This window comes from Neomoorella carbonis, assembly GCF_045278715.1.
Classification (GTDB): domain Bacteria; phylum Bacillota; class DSM-521; order Neomoorellales; family Neomoorellaceae; genus Neomoorella; species Neomoorella carbonis.
On sequence record NZ_CP136420.1, the window covers coordinates 115,046 to 135,803 of the forward strand.

Here is a 20,758-nt window from a genome sequence, read left to right on the forward strand (position 1 = left end):
TTATGCTGGACAGGGTCCGGCAGACAGTACGGCGATACGGTCTCCTGATACCAGGGGATAAAGTAGTGGTGGGGGTTTCCGGGGGGCCGGATTCCCTGGCGCTGTTGCACAGCCTGCGGGCGTTACAGGAGGAATTTGGCCATACCCTGCATGTCGCCCATTTAAACCACGGGTTACGTCCGGAGGCGGCTGCCGATGCCGAATACGTTCGTAACCTGGCCTTGAGATGGGGCCTGCCGGTAACAATAGAGAGCCGGGATGTGGCGGCTTACCAGCGGGAGCACCGCCTATCCCTGGAGGAAGCAGCCCGGGAAGTACGTTACCGCTTTCTCCGGGAAGTGGCTGCTGCGGTCGGGGCCGGGAAAATTGCCGTTGGCCACCAGGCCGATGATCAGGCCGAGACAGTTTTATTAAACCTCCTGCGGGGGAGCGGCCTGACAGGGCTTAAAGCCATGCTGCCCCAGCGCGGCCAGATTATCAGGCCGTTGCTTTTTATTTCCCGGGCGGAAATAGAGGACTACTGTAGCCGGCAGGGCCTGGAACCCCGCCAGGACTTTACCAACCGGGACATCACTTTGCGGCGTAATAAAATCCGGCACCAGTTATTGCCCTTCCTGGCCCGGGAATTTAACCCGGCCATTGTCGAAACCTTAAGCCGGACCGCCGTGATCCTGCAGGAGGAGGAAGAGATCCTGGCTAATCTGGCAGAAGAAGCCTTTGCCAGGGTAAAAACACGCCAGGAGCCCGGCTGCCTGGCCTTGGACCGGGAAAAATGGGTATACCTGCCCCCGGGAATCCAGCGCCGCGTTTTACGCCTGGCGGCTGCCTACCTGGGGAGAAAGGTGAGCTTCGACCAGGTGGAAAGGGCCAGGGAAATGGCTTTCCGGGGTGGCACCATTACCTGGCCGGGGCATTTACGGGTAGAGACCAGGGGGACGGAGTTAATTCTGCTGGTACCGGCAGAGAAGCCGCAGGCCGTAACTTTTTCCTACCCGCTGCAGGTACCGGGGTTAACGCCCTTACCGGAACTGGGTCGGGCTATCCGCGCCGAGCTGGCCGAGCCGCCTTCCGCCTTTAAAGGCGGGGAAGATGAGGCCTGGCTGGACTGGGAAAAAATAGAAAAACCCCTGGTGGTACGTAACTGGCAACCCGGGGATTATTTCCGGCCCCTGGGTCTTACCGGCAACAAGAAACTCCAGGATTTTTTTAGCGACATTCATTTACCGGCAGCCAGGCGCCGCCTGGTGCCCTTAATTATAAGCGGCCGGCGTATTGCATGGGTAGCCGGTTTACGCCTGGCCGAAGATTTTAAAATTACGCCGGCGACCCGCCTGGCCCTGCATTTAAAACTGGAACCCTGGCCATAAAAATTAAAGTTAAAACTTAAATTGCAATCATATTTACCGTATGCTACAATATATAGCTATAAGATGCAGGGCGGGGTAAGAGGAGGGTGACCCGTTGAATCGAATTTTTAAGAACCTGGCCGTATATCTACTGATTGTATTACTGGCCGTTTCCATTATCAGGTTATCGACGCCAACAGAGCGGGCTGTGGAAGAGTGGGATTTAACTCGCTTTTACCAGGCAGTAGATCAGGGTCAGGTTCAGGAAGTTACTTTAACACCCCATGATAGTATTATTAAAATTGATGGGCTGTTGAAAAATAATACTCGGTTTACAGTCAACGCACCTGCGGCGGCCAACCTGATCGATAGGCTTACCGGGAAAGGTGTCGCTGTCAAAGCCCAGTTACCGCCGCAACCGCCCTGGTGGACGAATTTACTGGGAAGTTTGCTGCCGATTCTCCTCCTGGTGGGACTGGTATTCTTTATGATGCAGCAGACCCAGGGGGGCGGCTCGCGGGTGATGCAGTTCGGCAAGAGCCGGGCGCGGTTGCATACGGAAGAAAAACGCAAGGTCACCTTTAGCGACGTTGCCGGCGCCGATGAAGCTAAAGAGGAATTAGAAGAAGTCGTAGAGTTTCTCAAAAATCCCCGCAAGTTTAATGAACTGGGGGCGAGGATCCCCAAGGGCGTCCTTCTTTACGGTCCCCCCGGGACAGGGAAAACTTTGCTGGCCCGGGCCGTTGCCGGGGAAGCAGGGGTACCCTTCTTCAGCATCAGCGGTTCTGATTTTGTAGAAATGTTTGTTGGCGTGGGTGCTTCCCGGGTACGGGATCTCTTTGAGCAGGCCAAAAAGAATTCACCATGTATTGTCTTTATTGATGAGATTGATGCCGTGGGTCGTCAGCGGGGCGCCGGTCTGGGCGGCGGTCACGATGAGCGGGAACAAACTTTGAACCAGTTACTGGTAGAAATGGACGGCTTTAATGCCAACGAAGGGATCATTATCATCGCGGCCACCAACCGGCCCGATATTCTGGACCCGGCTTTGCTACGACCGGGGCGTTTTGACCGCCAGATAGTGGTTGATGTACCCGATGTAGTAGGACGGAAAGAGATTTTAAAAGTCCATGTTCGCGGTAAACCCCTGGATGATACCGTGGACCTTGATGTCCTGGCGCGGCGGACGCCGGGCTTTACCGGTGCCGACCTGGCCAACCTGGTCAACGAAGCAGCCTTACTGGCTGCCCGGCGCGGCAAGCGCAAGATCGGTATGGAAGAGATGGAGGATTCCATTGAGAGGGTTATAGCCGGCCCGGAGAAAAAATCGAGGGTTATCAGCGATTATGAAAAAAGATTGGTAGCCTTCCATGAAGCCGGGCACGCCCTCCTGGGCCATTACCTGCCCCATACCGATCCCCTGCATAAAGTCTCTATTATCCCCCGCGGGCGGGCTGGTGGTTACACCCTGCTTTTACCCAAGGAAGATCGCCGCTATATGACCAAGTCCCAGATCCTGGACCAGGTGACCATGCTCCTGGGAGGGCGGGTTGCCGAAGCCCTGGTGTTGAAGGAAGTCAGTACGGGAGCCCAGAATGACCTGGAACGGGCCACAGAACTGGTGCGCAAAATGATTACCGAGTTTGGTATGTCCGATGAGCTGGGCCCCCTGACCTTCGGCCGCAAGCAGGAAACCGTCTTTTTGGGCCGGGATATAGCCCGGGACCGTAATTATAGCGAAGCAGTAGCCTTTTCCATCGACAAGGAAGCCCGCCGCATCATTGATGAATGCTACAACCGGGCCAAAGAACTCCTCCAAAAGCATATGGCCGAACTGCACCTGGTAGCCAGGGCCTTAATGGAAAAGGAAACCCTCGAAGCCGAAGAATTTACAGCGATTATTGAAGCCTATAACCGGGAGCGCGACCCGGAAGGTAACAAGCAAGAGAACCTGCCAAAGGAAAACCAGCAGCCGGCGGCGACCGGCGGGGCAGGAACCGAAGGCACCACAGGCGAGGGTTCCCATAAGGACCTGCCCATTAAATTAACTTATCTCCATTGTTTGAAAGGAGTATGGTAGTGGAACGCACCTTTGCCATGATTAAACCCGAAGGGGTGGAACGGGGCCTCATCGGGGCTATTATCAGCAGGTTTGAGCTTAAAGGCTACCGGATTGTGGCTCTGAAAATGCTGCGGCTAACGCCGGAACTGGCCGCCAGGCATTATGCCGAGCACCAGGGCAAACCCTTTTACCAGGAACTTATCAACCACATCACCTCGGGTCCGGTGGTGGCCATGGTTTTAGAGGGACCCGGTGTTATTGCCGGCTTACGGCAGATGATGGGCCCAACCAATCCTAAAGATGCTGTTCCCGGTACCATCCGCGGCGACTATGCCCTTGAGGTGAGCAAGAATGTTATTCATGGTTCGGATTCCCCGGCCAGTGCGGCACGGGAAATAGCCCTTTTTTTTACCCCCGGCGAGCTGGGGGGAGAGCAGGCCGGGTAACCGGCCTTTTGCTTTAGTGGAGGCAAATAAGGTTTATGAAAGCCAGTGAACGCCGGCAGAGGATCCTCGAACTTTTAGATAACAACCAGCCCCGCAAAGGTACCGAGCTGGCCGCCCTCCTTGGCGTCAGCCGCCAGGTTATTGTCCAGGATGTGGCCGTATTGCGGGCGGCAGGCAACAATATCCTGGCCACCCCCCAGGGCTATCTCCTTCCGGGTGCGGATACCCGCTTCCGGCGTATCTTTGCCTGCCAGCATGACCTGGCCGGCCTGGAGCGGGAATTGCAGATTATAGTCGATTGCGGGGGAAAGGTAATTGATGTCGTGGTAGAACACCCACTGTACGGGGAAATCCGCGGTTACTTGATGCTCGCCTCCCGTTATGACGTCCAGAAATTTGTCGCTGATTTAAAGGCCAGCGGGGCGCGGCCCCTGTATACCCTTACGGGCAGTGGCGTGCACCTGCATGCCGTGGAAGCAGCAAGGGAAGATATTTTAGATATAATTGCCAGCAACCTTGCCAGGGAAGGTTTTCTTCTCGAATAGTATTGAGGGATGGGCGCAAAAGGATGGTGAGGAGGAATGAAGGTCCTGGACTATACCCTTTATCTCAGTACCGACGACGTCCGGGTGGCCTACCACCTGGCCCGGGTCCTGAACCAGAAAGGAGGGGGAGCAATAGCTGCCAGGGGGCAGGAAGCCGGCCGGGAAACCGCCGTGGTAGTCCACGTTCTGGACTGGCAGGCCTTTCCCCTGCTGCGGGTCCTGGAAACGGTCCGTGCAGCTGCCAGGACCTTTAACGTTCAGATAAGCAGGGGCGTTTTAGGCCCTGCTCCCGGGGAAGCCATCTTGGAAGTAGCGAGGCAGGCTTTACTTCTTGACAGCCCTCCAGTCATTGTTGCACCCGAACCTGGTGAGAACGCAAAAGGTTAAGATATTTGCTTTTTCTGCTGTTATGAAGCACAAAAATTAATTGTTTGTTTTTTGCAAAGAAACGTGTATAATTAGGAATGATAGTCCGGCAGGGACAGGGTGAGGGGGTTAGAACTCAAATAAAGTAGCTGGGTCAGCAGGAAATTTGGACTTTGTGTAGAATTTCACTAATATCCACCCGGGTGGATGTACATTTTTTTGAATTGAAAGGAGTGTTCAAATTGGCCAACATACCCAGCGATATTGAAATCGCCCAGGCGGCCAAAATGAAACCCGTTATGGAGCTGGCCCGGGCCCTGAACATTGAGGAAGATGAAGTGGAGCTATACGGTAAATACAAGGCCAAAATCTCCCTTGATGTCTACCGCCGGCTCAAAAATAAACCCGATGGCAAGCTCATTCTGGTCACGGCCATTACCCCCACACCTGCCGGTGAAGGTAAAACGACCACCAGTGTCGGTCTCACAGACGCCCTGGCCCGTCTGGGAAAAAAGGTTATGGTTTGCCTGCGGGAGCCCTCTTTGGGTCCCAGCTTCGGCATCAAAGGTGGGGCTGCCGGTGGCGGTTATGCCCAGGTTGTACCCATGGAAGACATTAACCTGCACTTTACCGGTGATATTCATGCCGTTACCTATGCCCATAACCTCCTGGCGGCCATGGTTGACAACCATCTGCAGCAGGGCAACACTTTAAACATCGATCCCCGGACTGTTACCTGGCGGAGGGTTATTGACCTTAATGACCGCGCCCTACGCAATATCGTTATCGGCCTGGGTGGCAAAGCCAACGGTGTGCCCCGGGAGACCGGTTTTGATATCTCGGTAGCCTCGGAAGTCATGGCCTGCCTGTGCTTGGCCAGCGACCTCATGGATTTGAAGGAGCGTTTCCGCCGGATTGTCGTGGGTTATACCTATGACGGCAAGCCTGTAACTGCCGGTGACCTGGAAGCCCATGGTTCCATGGCCCTGCTGATGAAGGACGCCATCAAGCCCAATCTGGTCCAGACCCTGGAGAACACCCCCGCCTTCGTCCACGGCGGTCCCTTTGCCAATATTGCCCACGGTTGCAACAGCATAATCGCTACCAAGACGGCCCTGAAGCTGGCTGACTATGTGGTAACCGAGGCCGGTTTCGGCGCCGACCTGGGAGCGGAGAAGTTTTATAATATCAAGTGCCGTTATGCCGGGCTAAAACCGGACGCTACCGTCATTGTCGCTACCGTCCGCGCTCTAAAAATGCACGGCGGCGTACCGAAATCGGAACTGGCTGCGGAAAACCTGGCAGCCCTGCGCCAGGGTTTTGAAAACCTGGAGAAGCATATTGAAAACGTCGGCAAATTCGGCGTGCCGGCCGTGGTGGCCATTAACGCCTTCCCCACCGACACGGAAGCTGAATTAAATCTCCTCTATGACCTGTGCAATAAAGCTGGAGCCGAAGTGGCCCTGTCCGAAGTTTGGGCAAAGGGTGGCGCCGGCGGCATTGAACTGGCCCAAAAAGTTCTCAAGACCATTGAAACAAAACCTTCCAACTTCCATCCCCTCTATGAATTGGACCTCAGCATTAAAGAAAAGATTAATAAAATTGCCACGGAGATTTACGGCGCCGATGGCGTTAATTACACAGCTGATGCCGACAAGGCCATCGAGCGTTTTGAAGCCATGGGTTACGGCAACCTGCCGGTGGTAATGGCCAAGACCCAGTACTCCTTCTCTGACGACATGACCAAGCTGGGACGGCCGCGGAACTTTACCATTACCGTCCGCGAGGTAAGGCTCTCAGCCGGAGCCGGCTTTATCGTCCCCATTACGGGTACCATTATGACCATGCCCGGTCTGCCCAAGCGTCCGGCAGCCTGCAATATTGATATCGATGCCGACGGCGTTATCACCGGGCTGTTCTAAAGCAATAGTACCTTTGCTAATATTATGCCTGGCCCCACCCCTTGCGGTGGGGTTTTTGCTGCCGGGCGGAGAATGGTATAATATAGCGGGGGAGATGAATTCTGTGTCCTGGCAGGAAACTATAGAAATAATCAACGTTCCCGACGCAGCAACGGCCCAAAAATTGATGGTGGAGATTGGCGTCGAAGGCCGGGGCATTGAGCTGATGGTGCCCAAGGCTCTGCATTACTGCCTCAAGCTAAAAGATGTACCGGCCAGGGCGGCCAATATCTTAAAACAAGAAATGCTGGCCCGGGGCGGCGAAGCGGCCATGGCGGCAGGCGTAGCCGGCTGGTCCGTTGACAAGACCGATGTCCTCCTCTTTGCCACCAGGCGCCAGCTGGAGCTTCTGGTAGAAAAGCTGCCCCGGCAGTACTTTGGCTTAAACAAGCTGGCCGTCGCTATTCAAGCTGCCCTGGACAGATGGGAAAAGACCGGCATTCAGGAGATCAAATGCCCGCGGGGTCCCCTTGTCCTGGGCCGGCGGACCCTGGTCATGGGAATTGTCAATGTAACGCCGGACTCCTTTTCCGATGGGGGCCTTTTTTATGACCCCGGCGCGGCGGTGGAGCATGCCCACCGTCTGGTGGAAGAAGGGGCCGATATTATTGATGTAGGTGGGGAATCAACCCGTCCCGGTCACGACCCGGTGCCGGCCGAAGAAGAATGGCGGCGCCTGGAACCGGTTTTAAAGCGCCTGGTGGCCGAAATCAAAGTCCCTATATCCGTAGATACGTACAAGGCTGTTACAGCCCGGCGGGCCCTGGACCTGGGAGTTGACATCATTAACGATATCTGGGGTTGCCGGGGTGATGCCGATATGGCCGCTGTTTGTGGCCGCTACCAGGCACCTGTCATTATCATGCACAACCAGCAGGGCACCGCATACCGGGATCTAATGTTTGATATCCTGACTTCCTTGCAAGAAAGTATCCGCCTGGTAGAAGAGAACGGGGTACCCCCGGAGCAGATTATTGTCGACCCTGGTATTGGTTTTGGCAAGGACTTGCAGCAAAACCTGGAAGTAATGGGCCGTTTACGGGAGCTAAAGGTGCTGGGCAAACCCATCCTCCTGGGCACTTCGCGCAAGTCAATGATTGGTAAGACCCTCGAGCTACCCGTCGACCAGCGTCTGGAGGGAACGGCCGCTACGGTGGCCCTTGGTATTGCCCATGGGGTCGATATAATTCGCGTTCATGACGTCCGGGCCATGGTGCGGGTGGCCAGGATGGCCGACGCCATTGTACGCCGGCGTTAACTTAAACTTAAAGTTGCTCCTATTGCCGTTTAAATATTCTTAAGGTAAAATGGAGGGGCAAGAGTGCCCTTTTTGCTTATGCACTTCATTTCTGGACCTGGTGATTGACATGTTTCGTTTGGCCCCGACCGGGAGGTAATCATTTTTTATGATCCAACCCAAAATAAAAGTTACCAATTTAAATTTTTACTATGGTTCTAAATGGGCCTTAAAGGATGTCAGTCTGGAGATAAAACCCAATTCCGTCACAGCCCTCATCGGCCCCTCGGGGTGCGGTAAGTCTACTTTTTTGCGCACTTTAAACCGCTTAAACGACCTCATTGAAGGAGTACGACTTTCAGGGGAAATTCTTTTAGATGGGGAGAATATTTATGCTCCCGATGTTGATGTCATCAACTTACGCAAACGGGTAGGTATGGTTTTTCAACGTCCCAATCCTTTTCCAATGTCCATTTATGATAATGTGGCCTACGGTCCCCGGATTCATGGCATTAAGAACAGGAAAAAACTGGACGAAATTGTGGAGCAGAGTCTTAAAGCAGCGGCCCTCTGGGAAGAAGTGGCCGACCGCCTGCGCCAGCCGGCCTTAGGATTATCCGGGGGCCAGCAGCAGCGCCTGTGCATTGCCAGGCTATTAGCCGTGGAGCCGGAAGTAGTTCTCATGGACGAACCTTCTTCGGCCTTGGATCCTATTTCCACGTTAAAAATTGAAGAGCTCATCCGTGTCCTTAAAGAAAAATATACCATTGTCATTGTCACCCATAATATGCAGCAGGCAGCCCGCGTTTCCGACTATACCGCTTTCTTCCTTAACGGGGAGATGGTGGAATACGATAATACGGAAATCATTTTTACCAGGCCCCGCGACCAGCGGACGGAGGATTATATTACCGGTCGCTTCGGTTAAATTACCTCTAATTAAGAGAAAAAATCTTTTTAACCCATAAAAGTCACAAAGAGGAAGTGAGGTGAATATAATGGAAGGTAACAAACTTACAGGAGGGCAAGCTATGGCCATCACAACCAGGCAGGGCTTTCAACATTCCCTGGAAGATTTGCAACAAAACATCCTGCGCATGGGGAGTATCGTTGAGCAAACCATTGCCAAGTCAGTAGAATGCCTGGCCAGGCAGGATGCCCGGATGGCCGCTGAAGTGGTTGGGGGCGATGTTGTTATCGACGAGATGGAGTTACAGATTGAAGACCAGTGTTTAAAGCTTATTGCCACCCAGCAGCCCATGGCCAAGGATTTACGCAAAATAGCCGCCGGATTTAAGATTATTACCGATTTGGAGCGTATGGCCGATTATTCTGTTGATATTGCTCGTATTGCCCAGCGTATCCTCGAAACCGGCCAGCCTTTGATCAAGCCTTTGATTGATATTCCCCGCATGGCGGAGTTAGCCCAGGTAATGGTCAAGCAGGCCCTGGATGCTTATGTCAGGGAAGATACAGACCTGGCCTATACGGTAGCCAGGGCAGACGACCAGATCGACATGCTCCACAACCAGGTCTTCCGGGAACTGCTGGTCTTCATGATGGAAGATCCCAAAACCATTACCCAGGCCACCTATTTGCTCTTTGTCAGCCGTTATCTGGAGCGGATAGCCGACCATGCCACCAATATAGCCGAGGAAGCGATTTACTTGGCCACCGGCGAACGGAAAGAATTAAACGATTGAAAGACCCGGGTTAAGCTAACCCGGGTCTTTTAATGACCGGGTAACAGTTCCGGGGGCAGCATTTTTTCCGTCTGGAGAAAGGTAGCCGTTAAAAAGGTTATCAGTCCTACCAGAATGGCGGCTCCCAGGAAAAGGGGCAGCCGGCCCAGGGTCATGGCCAGGCCAAAGGCCGGGGGTCCCAGGGCGACGCCAAAGAAACGCATGGAACCGTAAAGGCAGGTAATGCCGCCCCTTTCCTTAGCGCTCACACTGGTTATCAAGGTATTGACTGAGGGCAGGACGATACCTGTACCGATCCCCATGACCACCATGGCCAGGAAAAAGATATAGATATTATCAAAGAAGCCCATAACTATCAGGGCTGCGGTCTCCAGGACCAGGCCGGCAACAACGGTCATCTTCAAGAAGTTGCCGGTCTTTTGTTGCAGGTAACTACCGGATAAATAGGAAGTAAGGGCCATGGTACCTACGGGAATGGCTATAAGCAGGCCGGTACTGAGGCCCCGGATGCCGTGATCTGCTTCGAGGATATCGGAGACGTAACTCAAAACCCCGAACAAGATAAAAAGTACAACCATCCCGGCCAGGATGCAGGCCAGGAGGGATAAGCCCCGGGTCTGGAAAACCTGGCCCAGGTCGCGGAAATAGGTGCGGAAGGTTACCGTGTTTTTATCTTGCCCCGAAGGTTCTTTAATGAAGAACCACACAGCCAGACCAATGGGGATGGCCAGGAAGCCATAGACAAAAAAGGGAGCGAACCAGGCGATGAGGCCGGCAAGGGAGCCGGCAATGGGGCTGACTACCTTGCCCAGGCCGTTGGAAGCTTCCAGCAAACCCAGGGCTTTGGTGCGCTCCCTGCTCTGGAAAATGTCGCTGGTAAGGGCCATAGCCAGCTGGTAAGTACCCCCGGCACCAATACCCTGGAGGATGCGGCTGCCCAGGATCAGGTAATAAGGGGAAGCCACCAGCCAGGCTGCCAGGCCGGCCAGCAGGCCTCCCAGACCGTAAATCATCAGGGCCGGTGCCATAATAGGCTTGCGGCCGTAGGCATCGGACAGGAAACCGGCAAAGGGGATGACCAGGCCGGCCGTCAGGGAAAAAGCTGTTATAAAAAGGCTGATCTGGACCAGGCTGACATTCAAAGTGGTGCGCATGACCGGTAGCAGGGGAACCAGCATGGAGTTGCCCAGGACCATGATAAAGGGTACGGCACACAGGATGGCAAAGGGCAATTTTATAGATGGCTGCAACCTTGAAAACCTCCTAGAAAAGATGCTGCTTCTATTTTCTCTCGGCAGCGCATAAAAAATAATGGGAGGAGATGCCATGTTTTTCTATGTGCCGGACAAACATGTGCTGGCTATGGCGGCTGTGCGCGTCCTGTCCAGTATGATTGAGTTAACGGCAGCCATCCTGATGTTAAAATTGAACCGGGTTGAGGCAGCTTTAAAAATAAATGCCACTCTGGCTTTTGTTGGTCCGGCAGTTATGCTGACAGTAATGGCCTTGGGGCTCTGGGGCCTGGCCGGTAAAATTCCCCCTGTTAAAATGCTGACCATTATCATGGGAGTGGGACTTATTTTTTACGGCCTCAGGCGGTAATAATGGTGGGGCAACAGTCGTCAGACCTGTGAAAAAGTACCGCCGGCAATCTTGTTACCCCTTTCCTGGCCGGGGCATAAAGATAAAAAAGCGAGTTAAAAAATAAACATGCAGGAAGGGGCGACATGAATGCTGGAAAAAACAACTGCCGCCTGGAATGATGTCCTGGAATTTCCCATTGGTGGACGCCAGCAAAAACCAAGGCGAGCGGGATTGACCATGGTTATTGACAAGGGCCTGGGGCTGACGGAGTTCAGGGATTTGCTGGAGGTGGCAGCACCCTATATTGATTTCATTAAACTAGGTTTTGGCACTTCCGTATTTTATCCGGCAGCTATTTTACGGGAAAAAATTCGCTTGGCACGCTCTTACAGTGTTGATATCTTTCCCGGTGGTACCTTCTTTGAAGTCGCCGTACTTCAGGGGAGGCTAAGCCTTTACCTGCAAACGGCCAGGGAACTGGGGTATACTTTTATTGAAATTTCCGATGGAACCATTGACTTGAGCCGGACCGTGCGGTTGGCGGCGGTGCGCCAGGCCCGGGCGGCAGGGTTTGGTGTTATAACTGAAGTGGGCAAGAAGGACCCGCGGGATGCCTTAAGCACAACCTATCTCCTGAGCCAGATTGCTGTCGACCTGGAGGCGGGAGCCGACTATGTCATCGTCGAGGGACGGGAATCAGGCCAGGGAGTCGTCATTTACGACAGCCGCGGGGCTGTCAGAGAAGATCTACTGGAAAACCTGCTGGCCGGCATCAAGGATCCGGACCGGGTCATATGGGAGGCGCCCCAGAAGCAGCAGCAGCAGGCTTTAATAATGCGCCTGGGGCCCAATGTTAACCTGGGCAATGTCCAGCCCGGAGATATCCTGGCCCTGGAAGCTCTGCGGGTGGGGCTGCGGGGCGACACCTTAAAGACTACCCTGAAAGCGGCTGGAGCAGGTTAATAAATACGGGAAGCGGGAGCCGGCGGCGGGGCTCCTGCTTCCCGTTTAATTATTCCCTATTACTTCCTGGCTGGCAGGAATCTGCCCTATCTTTCGCGAATAACTACTGAACCGGAAAGACGTTGGAGGTGCGATGGAGTTTGGAAATCGATGTCTTTGCGGGTATAAATGGCATACCGGATGAGGCCATTAATAATAAAGCGGTTATAGTTATTGATGTACTGCGGGCAACGACCACCATTACGGTGGCCCTGGCAGCCGGTTGTCTGGAGGTAATTCCTGTCCTTACACCCGAAGAAGCTATTGAGATGCGCGAGCGCTTGGGGGATGAGCGGGTACTCCTTGGGGGTGAGCGCAATGCGTTAAAAATACCGGGCTTCGATCTGGGCAATTCCCCCCTGGAGTATACGCCTGAAATTGTAGCCGGCAAAAGGTTGATTATGACCACTACCAACGGCACCAGAGCCATTCGCCGGGCCGCAGGCGGCCGCCAGGTATTCCTGGGCGCCATGCTCAACGCTCCGGCTGTGGCCGAGATGGCTGCTGCGGCAGCAACAGACATCACCATTATTTGTGCCGGTACCAGAGATCGTTTCTCCCTGGAAGATTTTTTGGCCGCCGGATTCCTGGTTGACCGGCTTGCCGGTCTGGGAGAATTTATCTTGCGCGACGGCGCCCTGGCAGCAAGGGATTATTATTACTGCCACCGGGATGATCCGTCGGCAGCCATGAAAGAAAGTTTTCATGGCCGGCTCCTGGCCGACCTTGGACTGGAAGCCGATGTTGAATTCTGTTCCCGGGTAGGTACAATTGATGTCGTTCCGGTGTACGGCGGCGGTATTATTAAAAAGGCCGGCTAACGCCGTATGGCGTTCTTGTCCCGGCTGCCATGGCATATAATATGGTACAGGATGGCTGGTACAAGGGGCGTATTTCTATGAACGCGACAACGGCGATCCTGTTACTTATTATGTTGCTGGGCATCCTGGGGCGATCGAACGTAATTGCCGCCGCTGCTGCCATTCTTTTACTCCTTCAGTTTACCAACCTGCAAAAAATCTATCCTTTTCTTGAACGCCGCGCTCTGGAGGCCGGCCTTATTTTTCTTGTGGTTTCCGTACTGGTACCCTTTGCTTCCGGCCGGGTTTCAGCGCGGGATATGCTTGCCTCCGTTGTTTCCCTACCCGGCATAATAGCCATCGCCAGCGGGATTATTGCCACCCATATGAACTGCCAGGGCCTGGAATTGCTCCAGCGTTTTCCCCAGATGATGATCGGTATGGTTATAGGTTCCATTATCGGCGTGGCCTTTTTCGGCGGTATTCCCGTAGGCCCCCTTATGGCCGGCGGTATCGCCGCCCTGCTGGTCAACCTGCTGGCATGGCTGCGATAATTTTTTTTCAAACCAGCAGGATTTTTTAATTTCATCAAGTATATATATAATAGCATAAAGAATTGATACCCCTATAGGGTAGCTTAACACTTTTTGCCAGCCTAAACAGATATAAATAGATGCAGATGCAGAGGGGGGATGGGAGGAGATAGGGTGCATATCGTCTTTCCAATAAAATAAATTTTTGTGGAAGGGACGAAAGTATGGCCAAGCTGTTAGAGTATCAAGGCAAGGAATGGCTGCGCAAGGCGGGAATCCCGGTTCCTGTAGGCCGGGCGGCATCCTCGCCGGAAGAAGCGGAACAGATTGCGGCGGAGATAGGTAAGCCCGTCGCAGTAAAGGCCCAGGTGCAGGCTGGCGGCAGGGGTAAGTCAGGAGCGGTAAAACTAGTTGACACCCCGGCAGAAGCCCGGGCGGCAGCGGCATCTATTCTTGGCACGGTAATTAAAGGTTATCCGGTACGCAAGGTCCTGGTGGAAGAGAAATTGAATATCGCCCGGGAATTCTACGTGACTATTATTGTTAATTCCGCCCGCAATGCCCGCTGCCCCATGATGATGTTCAGCACCGAGGGCGGCATGGACATTGAAAGTGTTCCGGAAGAGAAGATTTTTAAGCTTTTAATTTCACCCTTAAATGGTCTGGAAGTTTATGACGCCGTCGACATTCTGGTGCAGGCCGGCATCCCCAACGACCAGTTGATGACCTTTGCCAATCTGTTGGTCAAGCTGTGGAATGCTTATAAAAAATATGATTGCTTTACCCTGGAGATCAACCCCCTGGTCTTAACCGCCAGCGGGGAACTGGTGGCGGCCGACTGCAAGATGGAGGTCGACAACAGCAGCGTTTACCGTCATCCGGAAATGGGCATTGAAATTGCCAGGGACTTCCCCCACGAGCCCACGGAGCTGGACCGTATCGGCTGGGGCATTGAAAAGACCGACACCCGCGGTTCCGGTTTCGTCATGAGCATGGGCTTTGACGAGAAAAGTCCGGGTTATATCGGTTACCATCCCATCGGCGGCGGGTCGGCCATGATGGGCATGGACGCCCTTAACAAGGTCAACCTGAAGCCGGCAAACTACGCTGACACCAGCGGCAATCCGGTTGCTTCCAAGGTGTACCGGGTAGCCAAGGTGGTTCTCTCCCAGCCTAACATTGATGGCTACCTGCTGGGCGGCTTCATGATGGCCAACCAGGAACAATGGCACCACGCCCACGCCGTCGTGAAGGCCCTGCGGGAGATCCTGCCCAAGAAACCCGGCCTGCCCTGTGTCTTACTGCTCTGCGGAAACAAGGAAGAAGAATCCCTCGCCATTTTACGCGAAGGGTTAAGCAATGTCGAGGGCGCCACCAGGGTGGAGATCTACGGCCGGGAGCATGTCACCGATACCGATTTTATCGGGCAAAGGTTACTGGCCCTTGTTAAAGAATATCAAGCCGAGAAGCGAAAGCAGGGTGGAAACCAGTGATTGAATTCTGGGAAAGAACAATTAAAGTCGCCATCGACACCAGCAAGTGCAGCGAGTGTGAAACGAAAGCTTGCATCGACGCGTGTAAAAAGTTTGCCCGGGGGATACTGCAGCTTAAGGACGGTATACCTTCGGTGGCCCATTTGACCGAAGATGAAGTCCAGCGCCGGGGGACAGAATGCCTTGCCTGCGAGTATGAATGCTGGTTCCGCGGCAAGAGCGCCATTAAAATTGATGTTCCCATTGAAGGACTGGACGAGTACCTGCGCAAGCGGGGCCTGCTGGAAGACAACGCCAACCAGTAAAAGGATAAAGAGGGATTAGCATGGGGATTTTAATCGATAGAAACACCAAGGTTATTGTTCAGGGAATTACCGGCAGGGAGGGTTCCCTCCGGGCCAAGTATATGAAGGATTACGGCACGAAAGTTGTGGCCGGGACGAGCCCCGGTAAGGGCGGCGAAGAGGTAGCGGGCATTCCCGTCTACCATACCGTCAAGCAGGCCGTTGCCGAACACGGGGAAATTGACTTCAGCGTGATCTTCGTACCCGGCCGGGCTTTGAAAGCAGCGGTTAAAGAGGCCGCCGACGCCGGCGTGAAAAATATCGTCCCCTGCGTAGAATCGGTCCCCATTCACGACATCATGGAAATGGTGGAATACTGCAAGCTGAAGGGGACCAGGCTCATCGGCCCTGGCTCCATCGGCATCATTACGCCCGGCGAGGCGGTAGTGGGCTGGCTGGGCGGCAACGTGGAATGGGCCAACTCCTTCTTCCGGCCCGGGCCGATCGGCGTTTTCTCCCGCAGCGGCGGCCAGTCGGGAACTATTCCCTGGATCCTCAAGGAAAACGGTTACGGCGTAAGCACCGTCGTCCACACGGGTACGGAACCGGTGCTGGGGACTTCCTTCGCCGACCTGCTGCCCCTTTTTGAAGAAGATCCCCAGACGGAAGCGGTAGCGGTATTTTCCGAGATCGGCGGTACCCAGGAAGAAGAATGTGCGGAAGTAATTGCGTCCGGGAAATTTACCAAACCCTTCGTTATCTACGTGGCAGGGGCCTGGGCACCGGAAGGCCAGCGCTTCTCCCACGCCTCCAGCATTGTGGAACGGGGCCGCGGTTCGGCCAAGAGCAAGATGGAAGCCATCCAGAAAGCCGGTGGCTATGTGGCCATGAGCCCGAATGATATCCCGCGTATCCTCAAAAACGTACTCAAGCATTAGGAGGTAATAAGCAATGCCCGTAATGCGTTCTGTCCTTTACGTTCCCGGCAACAACCCCAGGATGATTGCCAAAGCGCCGACTTTCCCCGCCGATATAATCACCCTCGACCTGGAAGATTCCGTACCCCCGGCGGAGAAGGAAAACGCGCGGAAACTTGTCCGCGAAAACCTGAAGGCTGTCGGTGCCAACGGCTCGGAGGTATACGTGCGCATCAACAACTGGGAAACCGAAATGACCAATGACGATCTGGAGGCCATTGTTTATGAGGGCCTGCATGGCGTCACCCTGGCCAAGTGCGGTCATCCCGACCACGTCAAACGCCTGGACTGGAAACTGGAAGAACTGGAACGTCGCCGCGGCCTGCCTATAGGGAGCATCAAGGTGTCCCTGCTCCTGGAAACCGCTAAAGGAATAATCAATGCCTATGAATCCTGCATCGCCAGCCCGCGGGTAGTCAGTGCCATCTTCGGCGCGGTGGACTACTGCAAGGATATGCGGGTCAAACTGACCTCGGAAGGCAAAGAGCAAGAATACGCCCGCGCCCATATGGCAGTGGCCGCCCGGGCGGCAGGGGTAGTAGCCATTGACTGCCCGTTTGTCGCTTATCAGGATATGGAAGCCTTCGAGAAGAGCGTGCTCCAGGGCCGCCAGATGGGTTATGAAGGCCGGATGTTGATCCATCCCAGCCAGGTGGAACCCGCCAACCGTCTTTACTCCCCGGACCCTGCCGACGTGGAATGGGCCCGCGGCGTAGTGAAAGCCTTTGAAGAGGAAGCCATTGCCAAGGGCAAGGCGGCCATCTCTTACCAGGGTAAGATGGTCGACACGCCGGTATACCTCAATGCCAAGGATATCCTGAGCGCTTACGAAGAGATCCAGGCTAAAGAAGCAGCCAGGAAGAACGCTTAACCGTGGGGAAACCGGGGCTGGCGGCTTCCAGGAAAGCTGCCGGCCCCTTTTATAACTACGCGGTTGCCGGGAAACCCGGTACCGGTACTTAAACAGAAAAAAGGGGGATGACAGGCTGTGAATACCCAGGAAAGGGCCCTGCAGCTGCATAAGGAATGGCAGGGTAAAATTGAAGTACGGGGGCGGGTACAGGTCCGGGACGGGGTGGATCTTTCCCTGGCCTATACCCCCGGTGTTGCCGAGCCCTGCAAAGAAATCCATAAAGATCCCAAACTCGTCGACGTCTACACCCGGCGCTGGAACCAGGTTGCCGTTGTATCCGACGGCTCGGCGGTCCTCGGCCTCGGTAACATTGGCGCCCGGGCGGCCATGCCCGTGATGGAAGGGAAAAGCCTGCTTTTTAAAACCTTTGCCGGCGTCGATGCTTTTCCCATCTGCATCGATTCCCAGGATGTGGATGAGATTGTCAGGACAGTGCAGCTCCTGACCCCCACCTTCGGCGGCGTTAACCTGGAGGATATTGCTGCACCCCGCTGTTTTGAAATCGAGCGGCGCCTCAAGGAAACTACTGATATTCCCATTTTCCACGACGACCAGCACGGTACGGCCGTGGTGGTCTTGAGCGGGATCATCAACGCCTGTAAGATAACCAGGCGGGAGCTGGGCGACCTCAGGGTAGTGATTAACGGCGCCGGAGCGGCCGGCATTGCCACTGCCAAGCTCCTGCTCAGTGTGGGCGTAAAAGACGTAATCCTCTGCGATTCCCGGGGAATTGTCTCCTCAAAGCGCCAGGACCTCAATAAGGAAAAACAGGAAATGCTCAAGGTCACGAACAAAGAAGACCGCAGCGGCACCCTGGCCGACGCCATGGTAGACGCCAACTGCTTTATCGGGCTCTCGGTCAAAGACGCCGTTACCCAGGACATGGTCCGCTCCATGGGTAAGGATCCCATCATCTTTGCCATGGCCAACCCCATTCCGGAAATCTATCCCGACAAGGCGCGGGAAGCCGGCGCCGCCGTTGTGGGCACGGGGCGGAGCGACTTCCCCAACCAGGTCAATAACGTCCTGGGCTTCCCCGGCATCTTCCGTGGAGCCCTTGACGTGAAGGCTTCCGATATCAATGAGCCGATGAAGATTGCCGCCGCCCATGCCCTGGCCGACCTGGTGGGCGACAGGCTGTCACCTGATTTCGTCATGCCGGAAGCCTTCGACCTGCGGGTGGCACCAGCGGTGGCAGCGGCCGTGGCCAGGGCCGCCGTCGAGAGCGGCGTGGCCCGCGAGCCGAAGGATCCCGAATGGGTGAAGAAACATACGGAAGAGCTGATCGGCCTGGCGAAATAACATCCAGAAACCATGGCGCAACGACCCCGGGCCAGGGGTTCCAAGCGCCTGGTCGGAGGCGAGCCGCCCGGAGGAACGCTCCGGGCGGCTTTTCTGGCTGCGCATGCGTTTTTCCCCCTGCGGGTATAATAATAAAAAAAGGCAGGTGGATTTAAACTGGTCAACCGTATCGACTCTCCTGAATATCCGCAGGAAGCGCCGCAGCCCAGCAGCGTTCCCCATCCTGCGACCTCACCACCGGAATTCCCATTGGAGGTAAAGCCGGCAGCCGATCCCCCGCAGGGGGATTTTCTGTTATAATAAGCATATAGCTGGTCAATAATCCCAGCTGCTGTTATCATGGTAACATATGGGATAAGGAGGGGGAAAATGGCCGCACGTACCAAGGTTACCTTACCCCAGCTCCAGGCCATGAAGGAGCGGGGGGAGAAAATCACCATGGTAACCGCTTATGATTATCCTTCAGCATTGCTGGCCGACCGGGCCGGCATGGACATGCTGCTGGTAGGCGATTCTTTGGGTATGGTGGTCCTAGGCTACCAAAGTACAGTACCCGTAACTATGGATGAGATGGTGCATCATACCCGCGCCGTCATGCGGGCCAACCCGGCGGCGCTGGTGGTGGCCGATCTGCCTTTTCTTTCCTATCAGGCCGGTGTAACGGACGCTGTCTATAATGCCGGCCGCCTGGTGAAGGAGGGTGGGGCCGATGCCGTCAAGCTGGAAGGCGGCCGGGCCATGGTACCCATGGTTCGGGCTATCGTCGATGCCGGCATCCCGGTTATGGGTCATCTGGGGTTAACTCCCCAGTCGGTAGTCCAGCTGGGCGGCTATCGCGTCCAGGGACGGGAGAAAGATGCGGCCGATAGAATTGCCGCCGATGCGGAAGCATTAGTGGAGGCCGGCGTTTTCTCCCTGGTACTGGAATGCGTACCGGCGGATCTGGCCCGGCGGATAACGGCGGAATTGCCGGTGCCTACCATCGGCATTGGGGCCGGACCTCATTGTGACGGCCAGGTGCTGGTTTACCATGACCTCCTGGGCCTCTTTGACCGCTTCCAGCCCAAATTTGTCAAGCGCTATGTCAACCTGGGTGAAGCGATTGTCAAGGCCCTTGCCGATTACCGGGAAGAAGTCCGCCAGGGGAGATTCCCGGGTGAAGAACACAGTTTCCGGTAAAAGACCCTCATACCGCTAACGCGACACATTAGAAGGATGAAAATAACGGGCTGGCATTTGTTTGGAGCGAGCGACTTGGTCCGAGCGGTTGAGCAGCCTTGGCGAAGCCGAGGAGCGAGGGCGGGGCCGAGGACAGGATGTCCGAGGCCGGCCTCTGAGGCAAGGATGCCGAATAGGCCGGGAACCCCGCCCGAGCCCCGAGGCTGAGCCGTAGGCTGATCCGCGAGGACCAGGGAGCGAGCAAAAACAATGCCAGCCTGAAGCGAAGTTATTTTCAGGGTAGAATGTATGGAGGGACACTGCTAGTTGCTCAATTATCTGGACCTGCTTCTATTTCTGCTCCTGGCCCTGGGTGCCTGGCGGGGTTACCGCCTGGGTTTTGTTAACCTGATAGCCGGCTGGCTCAGCTACCTGGTGGCGGGGTTGGCGGCGGCCCTCTATGCCCGGCCCCTGGCTGAGGCCCTGGACCAGGCCTGGCACTTAACCGATCGCTGGGGTAACTGGCTGGCTCCCCTCTTACCATTACCGCGGCCGGTTCTCAGCCAGCCTTTAGGTAAGGCAGCCGCCGGACAGCTGGAAATCCTTTTAAACGCCACGCCGTTACCGGGTATGATAAAACAGAGCCTGCTGGATGGCCTGGAGAAGGTTTCCGGAGGTACGGTGGGCCAGGCCCTGGCGGGTCAGATGGTCTTCCTGGGCCTGGAATTAATAACCCTGGTGGCTCTTTTTTACGGCAGTTTATTTCTCTTACGCCGCCTGGCTCGCTGGGGTACCATGGGGATAAATATGGCCTCTACCGGTTTGCTTAACCGGGGTCTGGGCCTGGCCCTGGGCCTCCTGGGGCAGGTCTTTTGTCTGGCATTGCTGGTGGGGCTGCTGCGCTCCTTCCTGGCACTGCCAGCCATAACGGCAGCACCGGGTTTTTTACCTCTGGCCCGGCAGCTCTACAACTCCGGCATGGCCCGCCAGCTGGGCAATTTTTATGATTGGCTGGCCGGGCTGTTGCATACCCTAATCTAGAGGAT

At 55.1% G+C, this 20,758-nt stretch carries 21 protein-coding genes; 20 read left to right on the top strand and 1 reads right to left on the bottom strand.

Annotated elements, in window-relative coordinates; all coding sequences use genetic code 11:
• Positions 1–2 precede the first annotated feature (2 nt).
• The 9 genes from tilS to phoU all read left to right on the top strand — a co-directional run bounded on the left by tilS (position 3) and on the right by phoU (position 9,666).
• Entirely contained in the window at positions 3–1,367 is a 1,365-nt protein-coding gene (tilS, locus tag MCACP_RS00645; RefSeq protein ID WP_406677486.1) for a tRNA lysidine(34) synthetase TilS, read from the top strand.
• Positions 1,368–1,461: 94 nt separating this feature from the next.
• On the top strand, positions 1,462–3,426 hold the full coding sequence (gene ftsH / locus MCACP_RS00650; protein ID WP_406677487.1) for an ATP-dependent zinc metalloprotease FtsH: 1,965 nt from the start codon (positions 1,462–1,464) through the stop codon (positions 3,424–3,426).
• Positions 3,426–3,854: a nucleoside-diphosphate kinase gene (gene ndk / locus MCACP_RS00655; RefSeq protein WP_406678641.1), complete on the top strand. Its 429-nt coding sequence runs from the start codon at positions 3,426–3,428 to the stop codon at positions 3,852–3,854. Before ftsH ends, ndk begins: the two co-directional genes overlap by 1 nt.
• Positions 3,855–3,889: 35 nt before the next feature.
• Complete coding sequence (locus MCACP_RS00660) at positions 3,890–4,399, top strand: transcription repressor NadR (protein ID WP_406677488.1); 510 nt, start codon at positions 3,890–3,892, stop codon at positions 4,397–4,399.
• Between the two features lie 36 nt (positions 4,400–4,435).
• Positions 4,436–4,786 carry a hypothetical protein gene (locus tag MCACP_RS00665; protein WP_406677489.1) on the top strand — a complete coding sequence of 117 codons (351 nt, stop codon included), beginning with the start codon at positions 4,436–4,438 and terminating at the stop codon, positions 4,784–4,786.
• A gap of 230 nt (positions 4,787–5,016) precedes the next feature.
• Positions 5,017–6,687 (top strand): formate--tetrahydrofolate ligase, encoded by a 1,671-nt coding sequence (locus MCACP_RS00670; protein WP_406678642.1) that lies wholly within the window; start codon positions 5,017–5,019, stop codon positions 6,685–6,687.
• Positions 6,688–6,781: 94 nt separating this feature from the next.
• A complete protein-coding gene (gene folP / locus MCACP_RS00675) occupies positions 6,782–7,984 on the top strand; it encodes a dihydropteroate synthase (RefSeq protein WP_406677490.1) in 1,203 nt (400 codons plus the stop codon).
• Positions 7,985–8,132: 148 nt separating this feature from the next.
• On the top strand, positions 8,133–8,891 hold the full coding sequence (pstB, locus tag MCACP_RS00680) for a phosphate ABC transporter ATP-binding protein PstB (protein ID WP_406677491.1): 759 nt from the start codon (positions 8,133–8,135) through the stop codon (positions 8,889–8,891).
• Between the two features lie 103 nt (positions 8,892–8,994).
• The gene (gene phoU / locus MCACP_RS00685) at positions 8,995–9,666 is read left to right on the top strand and encodes a phosphate signaling complex protein PhoU (protein ID WP_406677492.1); all 672 of its coding nucleotides are present in this window, start codon (positions 8,995–8,997) and stop codon (positions 9,664–9,666) included.
• Between the two features lie 29 nt (positions 9,667–9,695).
• Here the strand turns inward: phoU and MCACP_RS00690 are convergent, their stop codons facing one another.
• On the bottom strand, positions 9,696–10,916 hold the full coding sequence (locus MCACP_RS00690) for an MFS transporter (protein WP_406677493.1): 1,221 nt from the start codon (positions 10,914–10,916) through the stop codon (positions 9,696–9,698).
• A 76-nt stretch (positions 10,917–10,992) separates the two neighbouring features.
• On the opposite strand from MCACP_RS00690, the gene MCACP_RS00695 reads away from it, so the two are divergent.
• The 11 genes from MCACP_RS00695 (at position 10,993) to MCACP_RS00745 (ending at position 20,753) form a co-directional block, all read left to right on the top strand.
• Entirely contained in the window at positions 10,993–11,268 is a 276-nt protein-coding gene (locus MCACP_RS00695; protein ID WP_406677494.1) for a YqhV family protein, read from the top strand.
• 129 nt (positions 11,269–11,397) lie between these two features.
• Positions 11,398–12,213 carry a phosphosulfolactate synthase gene (locus MCACP_RS00700; RefSeq protein ID WP_406677495.1) on the top strand — a complete coding sequence of 272 codons (816 nt, stop codon included), beginning with the start codon at positions 11,398–11,400 and terminating at the stop codon, positions 12,211–12,213.
• A gap of 140 nt (positions 12,214–12,353) precedes the next feature.
• Positions 12,354–13,073 carry a 2-phosphosulfolactate phosphatase family protein gene (locus MCACP_RS00705; protein ID WP_406677497.1) on the top strand — a complete coding sequence of 240 codons (720 nt, stop codon included), beginning with the start codon at positions 12,354–12,356 and terminating at the stop codon, positions 13,071–13,073.
• A 77-nt stretch (positions 13,074–13,150) separates the two neighbouring features.
• Positions 13,151–13,606, top strand: a complete 456-nt coding sequence (locus tag MCACP_RS00710; RefSeq protein WP_406677498.1) for a DUF441 domain-containing protein — start codon at positions 13,151–13,153, stop codon at positions 13,604–13,606.
• Between the two features lie 203 nt (positions 13,607–13,809).
• Positions 13,810–15,078: an ATP-grasp domain-containing protein gene (locus tag MCACP_RS00715; RefSeq protein WP_406677499.1), complete on the top strand. Its 1,269-nt coding sequence runs from the start codon at positions 13,810–13,812 to the stop codon at positions 15,076–15,078.
• Positions 15,075–15,383: a hypothetical protein gene (locus tag MCACP_RS00720; protein WP_406677500.1), complete on the top strand. Its 309-nt coding sequence runs from the start codon at positions 15,075–15,077 to the stop codon at positions 15,381–15,383. Before MCACP_RS00715 ends, MCACP_RS00720 begins: the two co-directional genes overlap by 4 nt.
• A 20-nt stretch (positions 15,384–15,403) precedes the next feature.
• Entirely contained in the window at positions 15,404–16,300 is an 897-nt protein-coding gene (locus tag MCACP_RS00725; protein WP_406677501.1) for a succinate--CoA ligase subunit alpha, read from the top strand.
• Positions 16,301–16,313: 13 nt separating this feature from the next.
• Positions 16,314–17,210, top strand: coding sequence for an HpcH/HpaI aldolase/citrate lyase family protein (locus tag MCACP_RS00730; protein ID WP_406677502.1), 897 nt, complete (start codon positions 16,314–16,316; stop codon positions 17,208–17,210).
• Between the two features lie 117 nt (positions 17,211–17,327).
• Positions 17,328–18,554 carry an NAD(P)-dependent malic enzyme gene (locus tag MCACP_RS00735; RefSeq protein WP_406677503.1) on the top strand — a complete coding sequence of 409 codons (1,227 nt, stop codon included), beginning with the start codon at positions 17,328–17,330 and terminating at the stop codon, positions 18,552–18,554.
• A gap of 369 nt (positions 18,555–18,923) precedes the next feature.
• Positions 18,924–19,733, top strand: a complete 810-nt coding sequence (gene panB, locus MCACP_RS00740) for a 3-methyl-2-oxobutanoate hydroxymethyltransferase (RefSeq protein ID WP_406677504.1) — start codon at positions 18,924–18,926, stop codon at positions 19,731–19,733.
• Positions 19,734–20,039: 306 nt separating this feature from the next.
• Positions 20,040–20,753, top strand: coding sequence for a CvpA family protein (locus MCACP_RS00745; RefSeq protein WP_406677505.1), 714 nt, complete (start codon positions 20,040–20,042; stop codon positions 20,751–20,753).
• Positions 20,754–20,758: the final 5 nt, after the last annotated feature.

Bases quoted from the DNA above. Each gene is read 5' to 3' on its own strand.
- pstB (WP_406677491.1), top strand. From the start codon at position 8,133: ATGATCCAACCCAAAATAAAAGTTACCAATTTAAATTTTTACTATGGT.
- MCACP_RS00700 (WP_406677495.1), top strand. From the start codon at position 11,398: ATGCTGGAAAAAACAACTGCCGCCTGGAATGATGTCCTGGAATTTCCC.
- MCACP_RS00710 (WP_406677498.1), top strand. From the start codon at position 13,151: ATGAACGCGACAACGGCGATCCTGTTACTTATTATGTTGCTGGGCATC.
- MCACP_RS00660 (WP_406677488.1), top strand. From the start codon at position 3,890: ATGAAAGCCAGTGAACGCCGGCAGAGGATCCTCGAACTTTTAGATAAC.
- MCACP_RS00715 (WP_406677499.1), top strand. From the start codon at position 13,810: ATGGCCAAGCTGTTAGAGTATCAAGGCAAGGAATGGCTGCGCAAGGCG.
- folP (WP_406677490.1), top strand. From the start codon at position 6,782: ATGAATTCTGTGTCCTGGCAGGAAACTATAGAAATAATCAACGTTCCC.
- MCACP_RS00665 (WP_406677489.1), top strand. From the start codon at position 4,436: ATGAAGGTCCTGGACTATACCCTTTATCTCAGTACCGACGACGTCCGG.
- panB (WP_406677504.1), top strand. From the start codon at position 18,924: ATGGCCGCACGTACCAAGGTTACCTTACCCCAGCTCCAGGCCATGAAG.
- MCACP_RS00730 (WP_406677502.1), top strand. From the start codon at position 16,314: ATGCCCGTAATGCGTTCTGTCCTTTACGTTCCCGGCAACAACCCCAGG.
- tilS (WP_406677486.1), top strand. From the start codon at position 3: ATGCTGGACAGGGTCCGGCAGACAGTACGGCGATACGGTCTCCTGATA.
- phoU (WP_406677492.1), top strand. From the start codon at position 8,995: ATGGCCATCACAACCAGGCAGGGCTTTCAACATTCCCTGGAAGATTTG.
- MCACP_RS00695 (WP_406677494.1), top strand. From the start codon at position 10,993: ATGTTTTTCTATGTGCCGGACAAACATGTGCTGGCTATGGCGGCTGTG.
- MCACP_RS00725 (WP_406677501.1), top strand. From the start codon at position 15,404: ATGGGGATTTTAATCGATAGAAACACCAAGGTTATTGTTCAGGGAATT.